General features: G+C 71.3%; 15 protein-coding genes. 9 read left to right on the top strand and 6 right to left on the bottom strand.

All coding sequences use genetic code 11. From position 1 onward, the window contains the following. Window positions 1–67 precede the first annotated feature (67 nt). The gene (locus ACIQ8J_RS17040; protein WP_053723761.1) at window positions 68–331 is read right to left on the bottom strand and encodes a WhiB family transcriptional regulator; all 264 of its coding nucleotides are present in this window, start codon (window positions 329–331) and stop codon (window positions 68–70) included. A 715-nt stretch (window positions 332–1,046) separates the two neighbouring features. Here ACIQ8J_RS17040 and ACIQ8J_RS17035 point away from each other — a divergent pair. The 3 genes from ACIQ8J_RS17035 to ACIQ8J_RS17025 are packed head-to-tail and all read left to right on the top strand — an operon-like array spanning window position 1,047 to window position 3,809. Further along, window positions 1,047–1,550: a cysteine dioxygenase gene (locus ACIQ8J_RS17035; RefSeq protein ID WP_403271620.1), complete on the top strand. Its 504-nt coding sequence runs from the start codon at window positions 1,047–1,049 to the stop codon at window positions 1,548–1,550. A gap of 13 nt (window positions 1,551–1,563) precedes the next feature. Beyond that, window positions 1,564–2,520 (top strand): 2-phospho-L-lactate transferase, encoded by a 957-nt coding sequence (gene cofD / locus ACIQ8J_RS17030; protein ID WP_403271618.1) that lies wholly within the window; start codon window positions 1,564–1,566, stop codon window positions 2,518–2,520. Beyond that, a complete protein-coding gene (locus tag ACIQ8J_RS17025) occupies window positions 2,517–3,809 on the top strand; it encodes a coenzyme F420-0:L-glutamate ligase (RefSeq protein ID WP_403271616.1) in 1,293 nt (430 codons plus the stop codon). The genes cofD and ACIQ8J_RS17025 overlap by 4 nt, the downstream gene beginning before the upstream one ends. 27 nt (window positions 3,810–3,836) lie before the next feature. Here the strand turns inward: ACIQ8J_RS17025 and ACIQ8J_RS17020 are convergent, their stop codons facing one another. The 3 genes from ACIQ8J_RS17020 to ACIQ8J_RS17010 all read right to left on the bottom strand — a co-directional run bounded on the left by ACIQ8J_RS17020 (window position 3,837) and on the right by ACIQ8J_RS17010 (window position 7,389). Continuing rightward, window positions 3,837–4,805, bottom strand: coding sequence for a DNA-3-methyladenine glycosylase family protein (locus ACIQ8J_RS17020; RefSeq protein ID WP_403271614.1), 969 nt, complete (start codon window positions 4,803–4,805; stop codon window positions 3,837–3,839). 124 nt (window positions 4,806–4,929) lie between these two features. After that, entirely contained in the window at window positions 4,930–6,012 is a 1,083-nt protein-coding gene (locus ACIQ8J_RS17015; RefSeq protein WP_403271612.1) for a sugar phosphate nucleotidyltransferase, read from the bottom strand. Window positions 6,013–6,120: 108 nt separating this feature from the next. Continuing rightward, window positions 6,121–7,389, bottom strand: a complete 1,269-nt coding sequence (locus ACIQ8J_RS17010) for a peptidoglycan recognition protein (RefSeq protein ID WP_403271610.1) — start codon at window positions 7,387–7,389, stop codon at window positions 6,121–6,123. Window positions 7,390–7,518: 129 nt separating this feature from the next. Here ACIQ8J_RS17010 and ACIQ8J_RS17005 point away from each other — a divergent pair, with 129 nt between their 5' ends. From ACIQ8J_RS17005 to ACIQ8J_RS16990, 4 genes are all read left to right on the top strand, one after another. Continuing rightward, the gene (locus ACIQ8J_RS17005; RefSeq protein WP_403271608.1) at window positions 7,519–8,271 is read left to right on the top strand and encodes a TIGR03089 family protein; all 753 of its coding nucleotides are present in this window, start codon (window positions 7,519–7,521) and stop codon (window positions 8,269–8,271) included. A gap of 177 nt (window positions 8,272–8,448) precedes the next feature. Then, window positions 8,449–9,738 (top strand): LCP family protein, encoded by a 1,290-nt coding sequence (locus ACIQ8J_RS17000; RefSeq protein ID WP_403271606.1) that lies wholly within the window; start codon window positions 8,449–8,451, stop codon window positions 9,736–9,738. Between the two features lie 228 nt (window positions 9,739–9,966). Beyond that, a complete protein-coding gene (locus ACIQ8J_RS16995) occupies window positions 9,967–11,691 on the top strand; it encodes an LCP family protein (RefSeq protein WP_403271604.1) in 1,725 nt (574 codons plus the stop codon). Between the two features lie 54 nt (window positions 11,692–11,745). Beyond that, the gene (locus ACIQ8J_RS16990) at window positions 11,746–13,533 is read left to right on the top strand and encodes an LCP family protein (RefSeq protein ID WP_403271602.1); all 1,788 of its coding nucleotides are present in this window, start codon (window positions 11,746–11,748) and stop codon (window positions 13,531–13,533) included. Window positions 13,534–13,614: 81 nt separating this feature from the next. Here ACIQ8J_RS16990 and ACIQ8J_RS16985 read toward each other — a convergent pair whose 3' ends face one another. Continuing rightward, the gene (locus ACIQ8J_RS16985) at window positions 13,615–14,631 is read right to left on the bottom strand and encodes a glycosyltransferase family 2 protein (protein ID WP_403271600.1); all 1,017 of its coding nucleotides are present in this window, start codon (window positions 14,629–14,631) and stop codon (window positions 13,615–13,617) included. Between the two features lie 200 nt (window positions 14,632–14,831). On the opposite strand from ACIQ8J_RS16985, the gene ACIQ8J_RS16980 reads away from it, so the two are divergent. Next, on the top strand, window positions 14,832–16,250 hold the full coding sequence (locus ACIQ8J_RS16980; RefSeq protein WP_403271676.1) for an LCP family protein: 1,419 nt from the start codon (window positions 14,832–14,834) through the stop codon (window positions 16,248–16,250). 112 nt (window positions 16,251–16,362) lie between these two features. On the opposite strand, the gene ACIQ8J_RS16975 is transcribed toward ACIQ8J_RS16980, so the two are convergent. After that, a complete protein-coding gene (locus tag ACIQ8J_RS16975) occupies window positions 16,363–16,887 on the bottom strand; it encodes an acyl-CoA thioesterase (RefSeq protein ID WP_403271598.1) in 525 nt (174 codons plus the stop codon). A gap of 118 nt (window positions 16,888–17,005) precedes the next feature. On the opposite strand from ACIQ8J_RS16975, the gene ACIQ8J_RS16970 reads away from it, so the two are divergent. Beyond that, complete coding sequence (locus ACIQ8J_RS16970) at window positions 17,006–18,328, top strand: LCP family protein (RefSeq protein WP_403271596.1); 1,323 nt, start codon at window positions 17,006–17,008, stop codon at window positions 18,326–18,328. Window positions 18,329–18,358: the final 30 nt, after the last annotated feature.

The raw sequence follows: 18,358 nt of genomic DNA, 5'->3' as shown, positions 1-18,358 counted from the left end.
CAGGGGACGGACCGTTGGTTGTGTACGGAGTTGGGCGGTTTGGGCGCCCGGGGGAGGTCGCCGGGGGTCAGACGGCGGCCTTCTTCAGGCGGCGGCGCTCGCGCTCGGACAGGCCGCCCCAGATGCCGAACCGCTCGTCGTTGGCGAGGGCGTACTCAAGGCATTCGGAGCGCACTTCGCAGGCGAGGCAGACCTTCTTGGCCTCCCTGGTGGAGCCGCCCTTCTCGGGGAAGAAGGATTCGGGGTCGGTCTGGGCGCAGAGTGCCCGTTCCTGCCAGCCGAGCTCCTCTTCGGCCTCGTCGACCAGCAGTTCCTGAAACAGCTCGGTCATGTGCGCCCCTCGTCTGTCTTTACTGCCCCGTGATGTTGCCGTTACCGAATCCGGCTGAACGACACGAGTGAAATTACAAGTGCGTGGATCCGGGCGAGTCAAGCCGAGATCTGCTATTGGGTCCCGTATTCACTCTGGGGAACCAAGGCTATGCGGAAAGTGTTCAAATCGGTAAAAACGTGACACCTGACACTGCCCCACTCCGATGCCTTTCCGTAGCCGTCCACTCGACCCCCGTCCGACTGCGACCACAGAGGAGGACGAGGCGAGTGTTGATCTTGTTGCGCCCGGGGCCCGGAAAGCGGCCCGGATCACATTCGGATCACGAGAAGGCAACGGCGTTTGGTTGCACAGTTGCTGCGCCACATCTCCCGCCCCGTGAGTGCACAAACCTTTCTCCGGACGCAGTAACCGGATGAGGTGAAACATTGCCGCCAAATCGGGCATTGGGTTGACAACGCCCCGGCCGACCCGGTCTCCTGGAACGCATGTCCGTGACCACAGCGCACCGAGCGACCCACATCCGTGGGTTCCGCAGCGCTGTCCAGGCGCGCTGTTGCTGTTCCAGCTGTTGATCCCGCACCTCTTTCACGTGCGATCCAGCTTCTCCCCCCGCCTCCCCTGAGACGCCACGCGTCCGCTCCGGGCGGCCGCCGTCTCCGCGAGACACCTCATCTGCGACACCCCAGCACTTCTGCCGAGGAACCCCCGCACCATGAACAGCAGCCACAGCGACCTCCAGATCGCCGGCGACATCCTTGAGGTCCAGCACCTCCTCCAGCCCGCGCGCCCGCACCCCGTGACGGTCGCCGAGTTCGCCGGACTCGCCCGCTCCATCGCCGACGACCGCTCCCAGTGGGCCCACCTGATCCAGTACGACGCCACCTCGCGCTGGTACCACCGTCTGCGCACGGGGCCCGGCTACGAGGTCTGGCTGCTGTCCTGGGTGCCCGGCCAGGGCAGCGGCGCCCACGACCACGGCCGCTCCTCGGGCGTACTGACCGTCCTGGACGGCGAGTTGACCGAGCGCACCGAACGCGGCGTACGGAACCTGACCACAGGGTCCCAGCGGGTCTTCGCGCCGGGCTACGTCCACGAGGTCGTCAACGACTCCCTCGAACCGGCCGTCAGCCTGCACGTCTACTACCCGGGCCTGACCAACATGCCCATGCACAGCAGCCAGTGCTCCCCGGCGACCCAGGATGTCGTACCCGCCTGAGAGACTGCTGTGCATGCGCATTGTGGTTCTGGCAGGCGGCATCGGTGGTGCCCGCTTCCTCCGTGGTCTGAAGTCCGCAGCCCCCGACGCGGACATCACCGTCATCGGCAACACCGGTGACGACATCCATCTGTTCGGCCTGAAGGTCTGCCCCGACCTCGACACCGTGATGTACACCCTGGGCGGTGGCATCAACGAGGAGCAGGGCTGGGGGCGTACCGACGAGTCCTTCACCGTCAAGGAGGAGCTCGCGGCGTACGGCGTGGGGCCCGAGTGGTTCGGGCTCGGCGACCGCGACTTCGCGACCCACATCGTCCGTACGCAGATGCTCGGCGCGGGCTATTCGCTGAGCGCGGTCACCGAGGCGCTGTGCGCCCGCTGGCAGCCCGGCGTCCGCCTGATCCCGATGTCCGACGACCGGGTCGAGACCCATGTCGCCGTCGACGTGGACGGGGAGCGCAGGGCGATCCACTTCCAGGAGTACTGGGTGAAGCTGCGCGCGTCGGTGGACGCGCAGGCCGTCGTCCCGGTCGGCGCCGAGCAGGCCAAGCCCGCGCCGGGCGTCCTGGAAGCGATCGCCGCGGCCGACGTGATCCTCTTCCCGCCGTCCAACCCGGTCGTCTCGGTCGGCACGATCCTCGCCGTGCCCGGTATCCGCGAGGCGATCGCGGAGGCGGGCGTGCCGGTGGTCGGCCTGTCCCCCATCGTCGGCGACGCGCCGGTGCGCGGCATGGCCGACAAGGTGCTCGCGGCGGTCGGCGTGGAGTCCACGGCCGCGGCGGTCGCCGAGCACTACGGCTCGGGGCTGCTCGACGGCTGGCTGCTCGACACGGTGGACGCCGCCTCGGTCGCCCGCGTCGAGGAGGCGGGCATCCGCTGCCGTGCCGTGCCGCTGATGATGACGGGCCTGGACGCGACGGCGGCGATGGCCCGCGAGGCGCTGGCACTGGCCGAGGAGGTCCGCGCGTGAGCCCGTCCTCCTTCCACGTGTGGGCGGTCCCGGGGCTGCCGGAGGTGCAGGCCGGTGACGACCTCGCGAAGCTGATCGCGGCGGCCTCGCCCGATCTCGCCGACGGCGACATCCTGCTGGTCACCTCGAAGATCGTCTCCAAGGCGGAGGGCCGCATCACCGAGGCCACCGACCGCGAGGCGGCCATAGACGCGGAGACGGTGCGGGTCGTCGCCCGGCGCGGCACCCTGCGCATCGTCGAGAACCGGCAGGGCCTGGTCATGGCGGCGGCGGGCGTCGACGCCTCCAACACCCCGGCCGGAACGGTGCTGTTGCTGCCCGAGGACCCGGACGCCTCGGCCGCCGCGATCCGCGCGGGGCTGCGCGATGCGCTCGGCGTCGAGGTCGGCGTGATCGTCACGGACACCTTCGGGCGGCCGTGGCGCAGCGGCCTCAGCGACGTGGCGATCGGCGCGAGCGGCGTACGGGTCCTGGACGATCTGCGCGGCGGTACGGACGCGTACGGCAACCCGCTGAGCGCGACGGTGGTCGCGCTCGCCGACGAACTGGCCGCCGCGGGCGACCTGGTGAAGGGCAAGGCCGGCGGTCTCCCGGTCGCCGTGGTCCGGGGCCTGACGCACCTCGCGGGCGAGGGCTCGGCCCGCGAGCTGGTCCGCGCCGCGGCGGACGACATGTTCCGCCTCGGCACCTCGGAGGCGGTACGGGAAGCGGTCACCCAGCGGCGTACGGTACGGGCCTTCACCGCCGACCCCGTCGACCCGGGCGCCGTGCGGCGCGCGGTGGCGGCGGCGCTGACCGCACCCGCCCCACACCACACCACGCCCTGGCGCTTCGTGCTGCTCGAATCGGAGCACGCGCGCACCCGGCTGCTCGACGCGATGCGGGACGCCTGGATCGAGGACCTGCGCCGCGACGGCAAGTCCGAGGAGTCCATCGCGCGGCGCGTGAAACGAGGCGAAGTCCTGCGCGCCGCACCGTACTTGGTCGTCCCCTGCCTGGTGATGGACGGCGCGCACACCTACGGCGACGCCCGCCGCGACGGCGCCGAACGCGAGATGTTCATGGTCGCGGCGGGCGCGGGCGTCCAGAACTTCCTGGTGGCGCTGGCAGGCGAACGCCTGGGCTCGGCCTGGGTGTCCTCGACGATGTTCTGCCGCGACGTCGTACGCAACACCCTTGACCTGCCCGAGAGTTGGGACCCCATGGGCGCGATCGCGGTGGGCCGCCCGGCGGAACCCCCCAAGGAACGCCCGACCCGGGAGGCTTCGGGGTTCATCGAGGTGCGCTGAGGGGTCGGGCACCGGCCCTCAACGCGCCTACAGCGCCGCGATGTTGCGCGGCTGCAGGCGCGGGGCGCGGCGGGGCGGGGTGTGGCCGCTGAGCAGGATCAGGCGGGTGGCTCGGTGGCGTTGGCCCGCGTAGGGCTCCAGGAGGGCCAGCATCTCGGTGTCGTCGGCGTGGCGGTTGCCCGCGAGGGCGTGGCCGATGATGCCGGGCAGATGGAGATCGCCGACCGTCACCAAGTCGGCGGCGCCGATGGCTCGTTGGAGGGTTTCGGCGGACGTCCAGGGGCCGATGCCGGGGATGAGGTGGAGGCGTTCGGCGGCGGCCTGCGGGGTCATCGTCGCCGCCTCCTCCATCCGGCGGGCCACCCGCACCGCGCGCAGGATGGTGGCCGACCTCTTGGAGTCGACCCCGGCGCGGTGCCACTCCCAGGACGGGATCAGCGCCCAGGTCCGGGGGTCGGGCATGACGTGCATGCCCTCGGGCGCGCCCGGGGCGGGCTCCCCGTACTTGCGCACCAGGAGCCGCCAGGCGCGGTAGGCCTCGTCCGTGGTGACCTTCTGCTCCAGGACGGACGGGATCAGGGACTCCAGGACCAGACCGGTACGGGTCAGGCGCAGGCCGGGGCGGGCGCGGTGCGTCTCGGCGACGAGGCGGTGGCGGGGCTCGAAGGCGTCCGGGTCGTCCAACTCCCCCAGCATCGCCGGGAGTTGGTCGAGCATCCACTGCGCGCCCGGCCCCCACGCCTCGGCGTGCGCGGAGCCGTCGCGCGCGGCGACCCTCAGCGTCGCGGGGCCGGCCGGGGTCCGCGAGGCGCGCCACACCGCGCCGTCGGGGGTGGTGCGGTAGGTGGGGTCGGCGGGGCCGCGTCTGAGGGGGCCCAGCACGAGGGAGAGGTCGAGCGGGCCGGGCGGGGTCCAGGTCCGTGTCCGTCCGGCCGCCCGGGGCGCGGGGACGCCGCGCGGGCCGTCGGGGGTACGGGGGGTGAATCGTCCTGCCACCCTTCGAGGGTACGGGGTCCCGTTCCCCACCCCCGCCCCTTCCCGCTGTGGGGCGAAACCAGCCTCTACGGCCTTGGAGGAGCGGGGGTCCGCGGGCGGCGCCCCCGGTGCGGGGTGGCCGGCCTCACTGGTCGGAGGAGAAGCGGAGTGCTCCGGGCGGGAGCTGCGCCTCGCACCACACGCGTACGCCCTCGCGGAGCTCGTTGTCCGCTCCCACGACCGCGCCGTCCCCGATGACCGCCCCGCACAGGACCGTACGCGCCCCGATCCGCGCCCCGGCCCCGACCAGCGAGTCCGTGATCACCGCGCCCGGTTCGATCACCGCGTCGGACAGGATCGTGCTGCCCGTGATCCGGGCGCCCTCGCCGACCACCGCGCCGTGGCCCACCACCGTGCCGCCCGTCAGCTTCGCGTCGGGCGCGACCGTCGCCGTCGGCAGGACGAGGCGGTCGCCGCAGCGGCCGGGGACGGCCGGGGAGGGGGCGCGGCCGAGCACGAGGTCGGCCGAGCCGCGGACGAACGCCTGCGGGGTGCCGAGGTCCAGCCAGTACGTCGAATCGACCATGCCCTGGAGATGGGCGCCCTCGGCCAGCAGACCGGGGAAGGTCTCCCGCTCCACCGAGACCGGCCGGCCCGCCGGGATGCTGTCGATGACCGAGCGGCGGAACACGTACGCCCCCGCGTTGATCTGGTCGGTGACGATCTCCTCGGGGGTCTGCGGCTTCTCCAGGAACGCCGTGACCCGCCCGGACGGATCCGTGGGGACCAGGCCGAACGCCCTCGGGTCCTCGACCCGGGTGAGGTGCAGGGAGACGTCCGCGCCGGATGAGGTGTGGGTCGACACCAGGGCCCCGATGTCCAGGCCCGTCAGGATGTCGCCGTTGAAGATCAGAACCGGGTCGTCCGGTCCCGAGCGCAACCGGGACGCGACGTTGCGTATGGCGCCGCCGGTGCCGAGCGGCTCGTCCTCCGTCACGTACTCGATGCTGAGGCCGAGCGCGGAGCCGTCACCGAAGTACGGCTCGAACACCTCGGCCAGGTAGGAGGTGGCCAGGACGATGTGGTCGACGCCCGCCGCGTGGGCACGGGCCAGTTGGTGGGTGAGGAACGGGACGCCGGCCGCCGGAACCATCGGCTTGGGCGTGTTCACCGTGAGCGGACGCAGCCTGCTGCCCTTGCCGCCGACCAGGAGGATCGCTTCTGTCACCTGTCGTCTCTGCTTCCTGCTGGGGCCGGCCTTCGGATTCCGTCGCGTTCCGGCGGAACTCCCGGCCGGCCAGTGTATGCAGACTGTCCGGACGCTCATGCGGCCCGGTCAGCGCCGGCCCTGGTAGTGCGCCGCGGCGATGCGGGCCGTGCCGAGCCTGCTGTACAGCCGCGCCCCCGGGCAGTCGGTCGCGAATCCGTCGCGGTGACCGGCGATGGCGTTGAATCTGACGCTGCGTCCCTTCTTGTACCGGTTGCCGCCGCCCGAGATCAGCGTGCTCCGGCCGGCCGGGTTCACTCCGTACAGACCGAGCTTCCAGGCCGAGAGCCGTTCAATGGCCTTGAGGGCGGCGGCCGACGGGTTGGTGTTGTTGTACGTTCCAAGCACCGCGATGCCCGTGCTGTTGGTGTTGAAACCGAGAGTGTGCGCCCCCATGACGGGCTTGGCCACACCCCCGGCGCGGCCTTCGTAGATGTTTCCGCACTTGTCGACGGCGAAGTTGTAGCCGATGTCCCGCCAGCCGCTGCTCTTGACGTGGTAGCGGTAAATACTGCGCAGGACGGACGCCGACTGGCCGCAGCTGTATCCGTTGCCTGAATCGGTGTGGTGGACGAAGGCGACCTTGACGGTGTTGGTGTAGACGAAGCCGCGTTCGCGCAGCCGCTCGTCGGCGCCCCAGCCCCTGCGGGTGATGATGCGCGGCCGCGCGCCGACGTACGGGCGGGCCTGGGGTGCGGTGCCGGGCTCCGCGGACATTTCCGCCGCCTCGGCCTCGCTCGCCGCCTTGTCGAGCGCGGGCAGCACCGTGGGAGCCTGCGCCCCGCGGGAGTTCTCGTCCTGCTCGCCCGCGGCGGGTCCCGCGCCGGGGTCGACGAGGTCCAGTCGCAGGCCCTTGGGGAGCGGGGCGGCACCCGGTTCGCCTTCGGCGGGTTCGGCTCGTACGCGTGCCTCGACGGCGTTCGAGTCGCCGACCCACAAAGGGGCGGTGGAGCCGTGCAGGGGGCCCGCGGCCTCGGCGGTGCCCGGGTCGGCCGCGTGGTCGTGGTTGTGGGTCTCCAGGTCCTGCCAGCTCGACCAGGCATCGTCGGCGCGGGCCCGGGTGCGGACCTGGACGCTGCCGTGCAGTTCGTCCTGGGCGTCGTCCCAGACCACTCCGACCAGGGAGAACGGCCGCACTTCCCGTTGCGCCAGGCCCTCTTGGGCGGCGCCGCCCGCCGAGCGGTCCGCGCCGGGCAGCGGGGCCAGCGGCAGCGACTGGGTGGAGCCTGCGGGTTCGGCTGCGGCGGGTGCCGCCGCAGCCGGCGCCGTGGTCGTCAGAGGGAGGGCGAGGGCCGCGGCGGTGGCGGCACCGATCGAAGACGCAAGGAAGTTACGCATGCTGACGATCGTGGACATACTCGTACAAATCTGTCCATAGCTGAGCTGACGGGCCGTCGGCCAAACCGGTGTACGCCGCCGGCCCACCGGTGCCGGTGGGCCCCGGAGGCGCCCCGTAGCCTTGCCCGTGTGAACGCCAGCGACCGCACCCCTGCCGACCTGCTGCGATCCGCGCTCGCCGCGGACCCGGGCCGCCCCTTCATCACCTTCTACGACGACGCCACCGGCGAGCGCGTGGAACTGTCCGTCGCCACCTTCGCCAATTGGGTGGCCAAGACAGCGAATCTGCTCCAGGGCGATCTCGCCGCCTCGCCCGGCGACCGGCTCGCGCTGCTGCTGCCCGCGCACTGGCAGAGCGCGGTGTGGCTGATGGCCTGCCACTCGGTGGGCGTGGCCGTCGAGATCGGCGGCGACCCGGCCGCGGCCGACCTCGTGGTCAGCGGCCCCGACACGCTGGAGGAGGCCCGCGCCTGCACCGGCGAGCGGGTGGCGCTCGCGCTGCGCCCGCTCGGCGGCCGCTTCCCGCAGCCGCCCGCGGGCTTCGTGGACTACGCCGTGGAGGTGCCGAGTCAGGGCGACCGGTTCGCGCCGTACGCGCCCGTCGATCCGGACGCCCCCGCGCTCACCGTCGACGGAGTCGGGGCAAGCGCCGCCGAACTCGTCGCGCGGGCCCGCGCGGAGGCCCTGGACCTCGGTCTCGGCGCCGGTTCGAGGCTGCTCTCGGCGCTCTCGTACGACAGCTGGCGCGGGCTTGCCGACGGGCTGTACGCGCCGCTCGCCTCGGGGGGCTCGGTCGTCCTGTGCCGCAACCTGGCCCAACTGGCCGACGGCGGGCTCCAGAAGCGGGCCGAGAGCGAGCGGGTGACCCACCGCTCGCTGTAGGAGCCGTGCCGATCTCCACCCTTGTGGCCCACTGAAGGCCGAGTCCCCGGGCCCCGCCGCCCACCCCGGTACATGATCGACCGTACGCACAACCACGCGCGATGCGGTCGTCCACCGGGGTGCCCGGCGGACCGGCGCGCCGCCGACCCGTGATGGCCGTGAAGGATGGACGCCGACGTGACCGACAGTGCTGGCACTCCCCCCGAACCGGAGCACCGGGCCGGGGACGGGCAGCCACCGCCGGACACCGACAGCGGGCCGGAGGCGGAGGCCGCGCCGGAGCGCGGCACCGGGCCGGACGCCGGACCCGCGGCCGCGGGCGCCAAGGGCGGCCGCCACTGGCTGCGTTGGACCGCGCTCGGCCTCTCCTTCGTCGTCCTCGCCGCGGCCGGCACCGGCTGGTGGTTCTACGAAAAGCTCGACGGCAACATCCACACCGACACCTCCGCGGCGCACGAGCTGGAGGTCTACGAGCGGGAGCGGCCCGCCTCCGTCGTGCGCGGCGCGCAGAACCTGCTGCTCATCGGCTCGGACTCGCGCGCGGGCAGCAACGCCGGGTACGGCAGGGACGACGGCGGCAGCCAGCGCTCGGACACCACGATCCTGCTGCACCTGGCCGCCGACCGGCGCAGCGCCACCGCCGTCTCGCTGCCGCGCGACCTGATGGTGGACATCCCCGGCTGCGGCAAGCCGGACGGCACCCGCACCAAGGAGCAATTCGCCCAGTTCAACTGGGCGTTCGAGTTCGGCGGCGCGGCCTGCTCGATCCGTACCGTCGAGAAGCTGACCGGCGTCCGCGTCGATCACCACATGGTGGTCGACTTCAGCGGGTTCAAGGACATGGTCGACGCGGTGGACGGCGTCGAGGTGTGTTTGAAGGAACCGGTCGACGACCAGCGGGCCCAGGTGAAGCTCCCCGCCGGCCGCCAGTTGCTCCACGGCGAGCAGGCGCTCGGCTTCGTCCGCTCCCGGCACGGCATCGGCGACGGCAGCGACACCCAACGCATGGACCGCCAGCAGCAGTTCCTCGGCTCGCTGGTGAAGAAGGTGCAGAGCAACGGCGTGCTGCTCAACCCGGCCCGGCTGTACCCGGTCCTGGACGCGGCGACCAAGTCGATCACCACGGATCCCGGTCTGAACACCCTGCGGGACCTGTACGAGTTGGTGCGTTCGATGCGCGGCATCGCGGCGGAGAACGTGCGGTTCCTCACCGTTCCGCGTCAGCCCTACGCGTACGACCAGAACCGCGACGAGCTCGTACAGCCGGACGCGGACCGGCTGTTCAAGCAGTTGCGGGAGGATCTGCCGGTCCGGGTGGCCGCCGCGGCCGTGGAGAAGGCGAAGGCGAGCAACAAGGGCGGGGCCGGCTCCGGCGACGACAAGCCCGACGACCCGGACCCCTCGCCGAGCCCGTCGGCCCCGCCCGCGTATACCGGGACCACCGCGGCCTCCCGCGTGTGCGGATAGCGGATGCGAAAGGCAGCGGATCGGTGAAAAGCCCGTGCCTGTCCGCAAATTGAGGCCAAATGCCCGGTTGTAAGGGCGTGGAATGTGTCACGGCGTCGCTCTTGGCTGAACTGGCCAGATAGTGTGACGCGATCCGGTGCGAGCGGCCAGTGGGCCGCGCACTGCAGGAGCGAATGATTGAGCGCTTTGGGGGAAGCGACTCGGCACCGACGGAGGACAGAAGCGACCGTGGATGCGCAGAGCCGTGGGCGGGCGGACGAGTTCGACCCCGCCGACCAGTGGGTCCTCAACCCGGAGACCGGCAATTACGAATTGCGACTGAATCCTTCCGGTACGCAGTCGGGTCCCACCCCCTCCCGCTCGGCCACGGACACCGCATCCAGCAGAGGAACCGGCCGTCCCGGGCGCCGCGAGGTGCCGGGACAGCGCAACCGCCGGTCCGGCAAGTCCCCGGAGGATTCCGCCGATGCCCTGGGCCGCCGCAAGCGCAGGCCCAGGGCGACCCGCAAGAAGAAGGTGCTGCTGTGGACGGGCGGGGTGATGGGGTTCGTCCTCGTCGTCGGCGCGGGCGGTGCCTACTGGCTCTACCAGCACTTCAACGGCAACCTGAACACCGTCGACGTCGGTGACGCGGGCAGCAGGAGCACCATCCCGGACGGGGCGTTCAACATCCTCGTGATCGGCACCGACAAGCGGGTCGGCAAGGGCAACGAGGGTTACGGCGACGCGGGCAGCGAGGGCCACGCCGACACCAACATCCTCTTCCACGTCTCGGCGGACCGCACCAACGCGACCGCGATGTCCATCCCCCGCGACATGGTCACCGACATCCCCGCCTGCCCGACGAAGCAGAAGGACGGCTCCACCAAGACCGTCCGGGCCGAGAAGAACGTGCGGTTCAACACCAGCCTCGGCCAGGAGGGCCGTGACCCGGGCTGCACCATGCGTACGGTCAAACAGCTCACCGGGCTCAACGTCGACCACTTCATGATGGCGGACTTCAACGCCGTCAAGGAGCTGTCCACGGCCGTCGGCGGCGTCAAGGTCTGCCTCGCCAAGCCGGTGAACGACCCCAAGTCGCATCTGAAGCTCCCGGCCGGCCAGAGCGTCGTCAAGGGCGAGCAGGCGCTGGCGTTCGTACGGACCCGGCACAGCTTCGGCAACGAGAGCGACCTCGACCGGATCAAGCAGCAGCAGCAGTTCCTCGGCTCGATGATCCGTCAGATGAAGTCGGACGACACCCTGAGCAGCCCGACCAAGATGTACGGTCTCGCGGACGCCGCGACCAAGGCGCTCACGGTCGACTCCGGAATAGGCAGCATCAAGAAGCTGACCGACCTCGCCCAGGTGCTCGGCAAGATCGACGCGAAGAACATCACCTTCACCACGCTGCCGGTCATCGACAATCCGGCGGAGAAGAAGGTGCACGTCACGGTCGTGCCCGACCCGACGAAGGCCGACGGGCTGTTCGCGATGCTGCGCGCCGACACCTCGCTGACCGAGGTCAAGAAGAAGGAGGCGGACGCCAAGAGCGCGGCCGCCGCCGAGGAGGCCGCCCGCCTCGACGGCCCGCGGGCCAAGGCCTCCGACGTACGGGTCAACGTGCTCAACGGCGGTGCGGAGGCGGGTTCGGCGGGGACGGTGGTCACCTGGCTGCAGAACCAGGAGAACGTGCTCAAGTCGAGCAACGGCTCCAACGCGCCGGCCAAGGTGCCCGCCACGGTCCTTGCCTACGCGCCGAACCAGGCCGACCAGGCCCGCAAGCTCGCGGATCTGATGGGCCTGTCCGCCTCGGCTCTGCAGCCGGGCACGAAGGACGCCGTGGGCAAGGAGCCCATGGTGCTGACCCTCGGCCCCGACTTCAAGCAGGCGGGAACGCCCATCGCCGCTCCGGCCAAGGCACCGGAGGGCATTCAGAAGGTCGAAGCCGACAAGTCGGTGTGCGCCAAGTAACGGACTCACGGCCCGCCGGGCCCAGGGGGAGTCCGAACGACAGGGGGTTTTGGGGTGGGCGAGAACAGCGTGCGCGGGGAGGGGACGCCGGGACGCGTGGAGCACGCGGGCGAACTCGGCTGGGACGAGAGCCTGTACGAGTCCGACGCGTCCGGCGGACCCACGGATTCCGCGGGATCCACGGGACCTGCGGGATCCACCGGATCCACCGAATCCGGACGGCCCGGCAAGTCCGGCGCGGCCGAGTCCGCGTCCGGTACGTCCGGTGCGTCCGGCGGCGGCGGGGACGGTGCCGAGGATGCCGGGGCGGCCGGCGGGCACCGCAGGGGCGGACCCCGCAAACGGGCCAACGGCAAGCACCGCATACTGAGATGGACCGCGATCACGCTCGCGGTCCTCATAATCGGGACGGCCGGCGCCGGTTACCTGTACTACCAGCACCTCAACGGCAACATCCGCAAGGGCGAACGCAGCGCGGGCGGCAGCGACGCCAAGAAGGCCTCGCCGAACGCCCAGGGACAGACGCCGCTGAACATCCTGCTGATCGGCTCCGACAGCCGGAACACCGACGAGGACGTCCGGCTCGGCGGCGCCAAGGAGAACCGGGGCACCGATCCGCACGCGGACGTCCAGATGCTGCTCCACGTCTCCGCGGACCGCAAGAACGCCTCCGTCGTCAGCATTCCGCGCGACACCCGGGTGGACATGCCCGAGTGCAAGGACACCGCGAAGAACAAGGTCTTCAAGCCCACCAACACCGTCATCACCGACGCGCTCGGCCGCGGCGGGGCGGGCTGTGTCCTGGACACCTGGGAGAAGCTGACCGGCATCTACATCGACCACTGGATGATGGTCGACTTCGCCGGTGTGGTCGCCATCTCGGACGCGGTGGGCGGCGCCGACGTCTGTGTGAACCAGAACATCGACGACCACCCCACCAAGGCCCAGCCCGGCGGCTCGCACCTCCACCTCTCCGCGGGCAAGCACACGGTCAAGGGCGAGCAGGCCCTGCAGTGGCTGCGCACCCGGCACGCCTTCGGCAGCGACTTCGGCCGCTCCGAGGCCCAGCACATGTACATGAACTCGGTGATCCGCAACCTCAAGAGCGAGAACGCGTTCACCGACACCGGCCGGCTGATGGACATCGCCGAGACCGCGACCAAGTCGCTCCAGGTCTCCTCGGAACTCGGCACCGTCAAGAAGCTGTTCGACCTGGGCATGGAGCTCAAGGACATCCCCATGGACCGCATCAACATGCTGACCATGCCGCGCCTCCCGGACCCGCAGGACCCCAACTCCCATGTGGTGCCGGACGAGGCGAAGGCCGACGTCCTGTGGGCGATGCTGCGGGACGACAAGCCGCTCGACCGGAAGGACGACGGCAAGACGCCCCCGCCGCCCAGCGCCTCCAAGGGCCCGGCCGCGGCGGCCGCCGACTCGCTCGCGGTGAGCGTGGTCAACGGCACCGGCACCGACGGCCGCCAGCCCGTCAAGGGCCGGGCCACCGAGGTGGTCTCCGCGCTCCAGGCCAAGGGCTTCAAGAAGGCCGCGACCGGTTCCAGCGAGCCCTCGCCCACCAGTGAGGTCGACTACCCGAAGGACGCGGGCGCCCAGGGCAAGGCGGACGCGGAGTCCGTCGCCACGGCGCTCGGCCTGCCCTCCGGCGCGGTCAGGGCGTCCGACGTGAAGGGCCTGACCCTGGTGGTCGGCGGCGACTGGCGCAGCGGCGACAGCTACCCGAAGCAGGACCCCAAGGACACCGACCCGCTCAAGGACACCGAGTCGGTCAACGGCGCCAACACGGGCGCCTGCATGGACGTGTACGCGCCCTACCGCTGGTAGCCGGTACGCGACAGGGGGCGCCCGGTGCCTTTCGGCATCGGGCGCCCCCTGGTGTCGTACGCGCCGGTCGTCCTCGTGCGCTCAGACCGAGGTGGTCCGCACCGCCGGGCGGCGGCTCGCGATGACCTTCTTCGCCAGGGCCTTCGGGCTGGTGAGGAAGCCGTAGCCCCAGGACATGTGCATGGTGGCGAGGGCCACCGGGATCTGCGCGCGGGCCTTCAGCGGGAGCCCCTGGCCGGCCGCGACGGAGCCCGCGGCGATCGCGGCGAGATAGCCGGCCGGGATCACGAAGCCCCACGGCGTGAGGGCGGCGCCCACGACGACACCCGCGGCGATCGCGCACACGGCCGTCGGCGGCGCCAGGTAGCGCAGGTTGATGGAGCCCTCGTGGTAGCGGGCCACCACATGGCGCCAACGCCCGTAGTCCTTGTACTGCTTGGCCAGCGCCTTCACCGAAGGGCGGGGCCGGTACTGGACCTTGAGCTCGGGCGAGAACCAGATGAGGCCGCCCGCCTCGCGGATGCGGAAGTTCAGCTCCCAGTCCTGGGCGCGGATGAACTCCTCGTTGTAGCCGCCCTGTTGCTCAAGCGCCTCGCGGCGGAAGACACCCAGATACACGGTTTCCGCGGGCCCGGCGTCGCCGCCGGTGTGGAAGGCCGCGTTGCCGACGCCGATCTTCGAGGTCATCGCGGCCGCGACCGCGTCCTCCCAGGAGTTCTCGCCCTCGGCGTGCATGATGCCGCCGACGTTCTGCGCACCGGTCTCCGCCAAGAGGCGTACGGCGGTGGCGATGTAGTTCGGCGAGAGCATGCCGTGGCCGTCGACGCGTACCACGATCGGGTGCCGGGACGCCTTGATCGCGGCGTTCAGGGCCGCCGGCGTACGCCCGGTGGGATTGGGGACGGTGTGCACCCGGGGGTCTTCGCGGACCAGCTCGGCGGCGATCTCGTCGGTGCGGTCCGTGGACGGGCCGAGCGCGATCACCACCTCCATCTCGCCCGGGTACTCCTGCTCCAGGATGTGACGGACCGAGTTGCGCAGATGCCGCTCCTCATTGAGGACCGGCATGATCACGGAAACAGCAGGCGTGGCGTTCATCGGTGGTCACGTTACCGCGAATGGGGGACACGGTCGCGCGGCGGCCGGGCGGCGCACGGGGTAGCTGATCGTATGGGCCTACGGTGCTCAAGATCCCCCTGTCACCCGCGGAGGTCCCCGTGCCCACGCCGCCCCGCCCGCGCCCCGCCCGCGGCGTTCCTCCCCGCAGCAGACAGCAGGACGAGCGGCCCCGCTGGGGCATGCGGCTCGCGACCACGCTGTCGGTCCTGGTGCTCGGGGCGGGTGGGGTCGGCCATGCGGTGGTGACGGGTCTGGACGGCGGGATCGGCCGGGTGGACCCGTTCCGGGACATGAAGAACCGTCCGCAGGGCGGCCACGGCACCAACATCCTGCTCGTCGGCACCGACGGCCGGGACAGGATCACGCCGGAGGAGAAGGAGAAGTACCGGCTCGGCGGGGAGGCCTGCCACTGCACCGACACGATCATGATGGTGCACCTCTCGGCGGACCGGAGCCGGTTGAGCGTGGTGAGCCTGCCGCGCGACTCGTACGCCGAGGTTCCCGAGCGCACCGACGAGGCCACCGGCCGGCGCCACCCCCAGCACCCGGTGAAGCTGAACGCGGCCTACCCGGAGGGCGGCCCCGGGCTCACCGTGCGCACCATCGAGAACATGACGGGGCTGAAGATCGACCACTATCTGGAGGTCGACTTCACCAGCTTCATGAAGACGGTCGACGTGGTCGGCGGGGTGCAGATCTGCACGGCCCGCCCCATGAAGGACTCCTACACCGGGCTCGACCTCACCGCGGGCACCCATCAGCTCAGCGGCGGCGAGGCGCTCCAGTACGTGCGCTCCCGGCACGCCGACGGCTCCGCCGACCTCGGCCGGATGCAGCGCCAGCAGCGCTTCCTGGCCGCGCTGATCTCCAAGGCGACGAGCAACGGGATTCTCCTGAACCCGGTGAAGTTCCGCCAGGTCGCCTCGACCCTGCTCTCCTCGGTACGCGCCGACGAGGGCTTCGGGGCGGAGGAGGTGCTGAGCCTCGGCACCGCGATGAAGGGCTTCACACCGTCGTACTCGGACTTCACGACCGTGCCGCTCGGGCAGCTCAGCTTCCCCGTCAAGGGCGTCGGCTCGACCGTGAAGTGGGACGACGCCAAGGCGAAGAAGCTGTTCCAGCTGCTGCGCGAGGACAGACCGCTGGCCGCGCACGCCCCGCAGAGCACGCCGAAGGCCGCGCCGCAGCCGGCGGCCAAGGACGCCGAGCCGGCGCGGAAGGGGACGGGCGCGATGGTCGAGGTCGCGCCCGAGCAGATCCGGGTGCAGGTCTACAACGGGACCCGCACCGACGGCCTCGGCCGCCGCGTCGACGAGGCGCTGCACACGACCGGTTTCAAGACCACCGGCGCCCCGATGGCGAGCACCAATCTGGACATGCGCCGCACCCTGATCGAGTACGACCCGCGCTGGGACCGCTCGGCGAGGTCGCTCGCGCTCGCGCTGCCGGGCAGCGAGCTGCGCCCGGTCAAGGGGCTCGGCCCCACGATGAAGGTGACGGCGGGCGCCGACTTCAAGGACGTGGTCCCGGTGCGCGCGGAGGAACCGCCGCAGGGGGACTTCGGAACGGTGACCGGGGACCAGGTGGTCTGCCCCTGAGCGATGGGGCGGGTGCCCCGGGCCGGCAGCGGATGCCGGGCGGCCTCGCCCCAGTTGCGGGGTTCAGGCATCCGCGGGGTTCAGCCGTTGCGGGGTCGAACCGTCTGCGGGTTCAGTCGTCGAGGCCCTCGGCCGCCCGCTTCTCGCGCAGGTCCATGATCGCGCGGCGCCGGGCGAGCCGGTGGGTGCGGCGGATCTGGGCCTCCTGGTAGCGGCGCTCGTCGCGCTCGGTCTCCGGGACCACCGGCGGCACCCGGCGGGGCTTGCCGTCGGCGTCGACGGCCGCGAAGACGAGGTAGGCGGAGCCCACCTGCTGCGCCGGGGTCGACTCGTTCCAGCGCTCGGCCAGGACCCGCACGCCGACCTCCATCGAGGACCGGCCGGTCCAGTTGACCTGCGCCTTCACATGCACCAGGTCGCCGACCCTGACCGGCAGCAGGAACGCCATCTCGTCCATCGACGCGGTGACGGCCGGGCCGCCCGAGTGGCGCCCGGCGACCGCGCCCGCCGCATCGTCCACCAGCTTCATGATCACGCCACCGTGCACCGTGCCGAGGAGGTTGGTGTCGTGGCTGGTCATGATGTGGCTCAGGGTGGTTCGGGAGGCCGAGGTCGGCTTGCCCGGAAGATCAGTCATGCGTTCCACTTTATGCGGCGTACGCACAGCCGCTCATTGCATCAGCCTTGCAACAGCCCTGCCCCGAATTCCCACCCGACCTGCCGGGCGCCCGGCGCGGCCGTGCATGCTGGACGGCATGAACGAATGGCCCGACTCCCTCGACGGCAATGCCCCCGGAAACGGTGACCGCGACGCCTACGGCCGCGGCAGCTCTGCCGCGCAGCCCGAGGGTGCGCGCCGGATGCGGCACGTCCAGCAGCCCGCCCCCACCCAGCCGCCGCAGCGTCCCGTCCCCCAGCAGCAGCCCGCGTACGCCGAAGGCTACGGGCAGCAGCACGGCAGCGGCGCCCCCCGGGGGCCCGCGCCGGGGCAGTACGACGGCTACAGCGAGGGCCAGGTCTACGGCAGCCCGGCGGGGCGCGGGCCGGGCGGGCCCGGTGGACCCGAGGGGCCGCGCCGCGGCGGCGGCCGGCGGCCCGGGGCGGCGCCGAACTGGCGCAAGCGCATCACCATCGGCGCGCTGGTCCTGGTGGTCGCCGTGGTGGCCGCCTCGGTCGGCACCTACTTCTGGGCCGACTCCAAGATGCGCCGCGAGGTCGACCTCTCCAAGGTCATCGACCGGCCCGCCGGCGGCAAGGGCACCAACTACCTGATCGTCGGCTCCGACTCCCGCGACGGCATGTCCGCGGCGGAGAAGCAGAAGCTGCACACCGGCTCGGCCGAGGGCAAGCGGACCGACTCGATGATCCTGCTGCACGTCGGCGACAACGGGAACACGATGCTCTCGCTGCCGCGCGACTCCTGGGTGACGATCCCGAGTTTCAAGGGCTCCCAGTCCGGAAAGCAGTTCCCGTCCCCGGGCAAGAACAAGCTGAACGCGGCGTTCTCCATCGACGGCCCGGAGCTGCTGGTCCGTACCGTCGAAGCGAACACCGGACTGCACATCGACCACTACGCGGAGATCGGCTTCGCGGGATTCGCGAACATCGTGGACGCGGTCGGCGGCGTGGAGCTCGACATTCCGCAGGACATCAAGGACAAGGACTCCGGCGCGGACTTCAAGAAGGGCAAGCAGACCCTCAACGGCCAGCAGGCCCTCGCGTTCGTCCGCAACCGGCACGGTTACGCCGCCGGTGACCTGCAGCGCACCAAGAACCAGCAGAAGTTCCTGGCCGCCATCGCCAGCCAGACGGCGACCCCGACGACCCTCCTGAACCCCTTCAAGCTGTACCCGGTGATGGGCGCGGGCCTGGACACCCTGATCGTCGACAAGGACATGGGCCTGTTCGACCTGGCCGACATGTTCTGGGCGATGAAGGGCATCACGAGCGGCAGCGGCCTCTCCATGAACATGCCGGTCGCGGGCGACGGCCCCCAGACCTCCCTGCTCTGGGACAAGCCGAAGGTCACGCAGCTGGTGAACGAGCTGAAGAACGACGAGAAGGTCACGGTCAAGTAGCCGCCCCGGCACAGCGAAGAAGGGCCCGCC

Source organism: Streptomyces sp. NPDC094147, assembly GCF_044764265.1.
Taxonomy (GTDB): domain Bacteria; phylum Actinomycetota; class Actinomycetes; order Streptomycetales; family Streptomycetaceae; genus Streptomyces.
This window is presented reverse-complemented; position numbering and strand designations above follow the sequence as displayed.

Bases quoted from the DNA above. Each gene is read 5' to 3' on its own strand.
- ACIQ8J_RS16980 (WP_403271676.1), top strand. From the start codon at position 14,832: ATGCGGCTCGCGACCACGCTGTCGGTCCTGGTGCTCGGGGCGGGTGGG.
- ACIQ8J_RS16970 (WP_403271596.1), top strand. From the start codon at position 17,006: ATGAACGAATGGCCCGACTCCCTCGACGGCAATGCCCCCGGAAACGGT.
- cofD (WP_403271618.1), top strand. From the start codon at position 1,564: ATGCGCATTGTGGTTCTGGCAGGCGGCATCGGTGGTGCCCGCTTCCTC.
- ACIQ8J_RS16975 (WP_403271598.1), bottom strand. From the start codon at position 16,887: ATGACTGATCTTCCGGGCAAGCCGACCTCGGCCTCCCGAACCACCCTG.
- ACIQ8J_RS17040 (WP_053723761.1), bottom strand. From the start codon at position 331: ATGACCGAGCTGTTTCAGGAACTGCTGGTCGACGAGGCCGAAGAGGAG.
- ACIQ8J_RS17010 (WP_403271610.1), bottom strand. From the start codon at position 7,389: ATGCGTAACTTCCTTGCGTCTTCGATCGGTGCCGCCACCGCCGCGGCC.
- ACIQ8J_RS16985 (WP_403271600.1), bottom strand. From the start codon at position 14,631: ATGAACGCCACGCCTGCTGTTTCCGTGATCATGCCGGTCCTCAATGAG.
- ACIQ8J_RS17035 (WP_403271620.1), top strand. From the start codon at position 1,047: ATGAACAGCAGCCACAGCGACCTCCAGATCGCCGGCGACATCCTTGAG.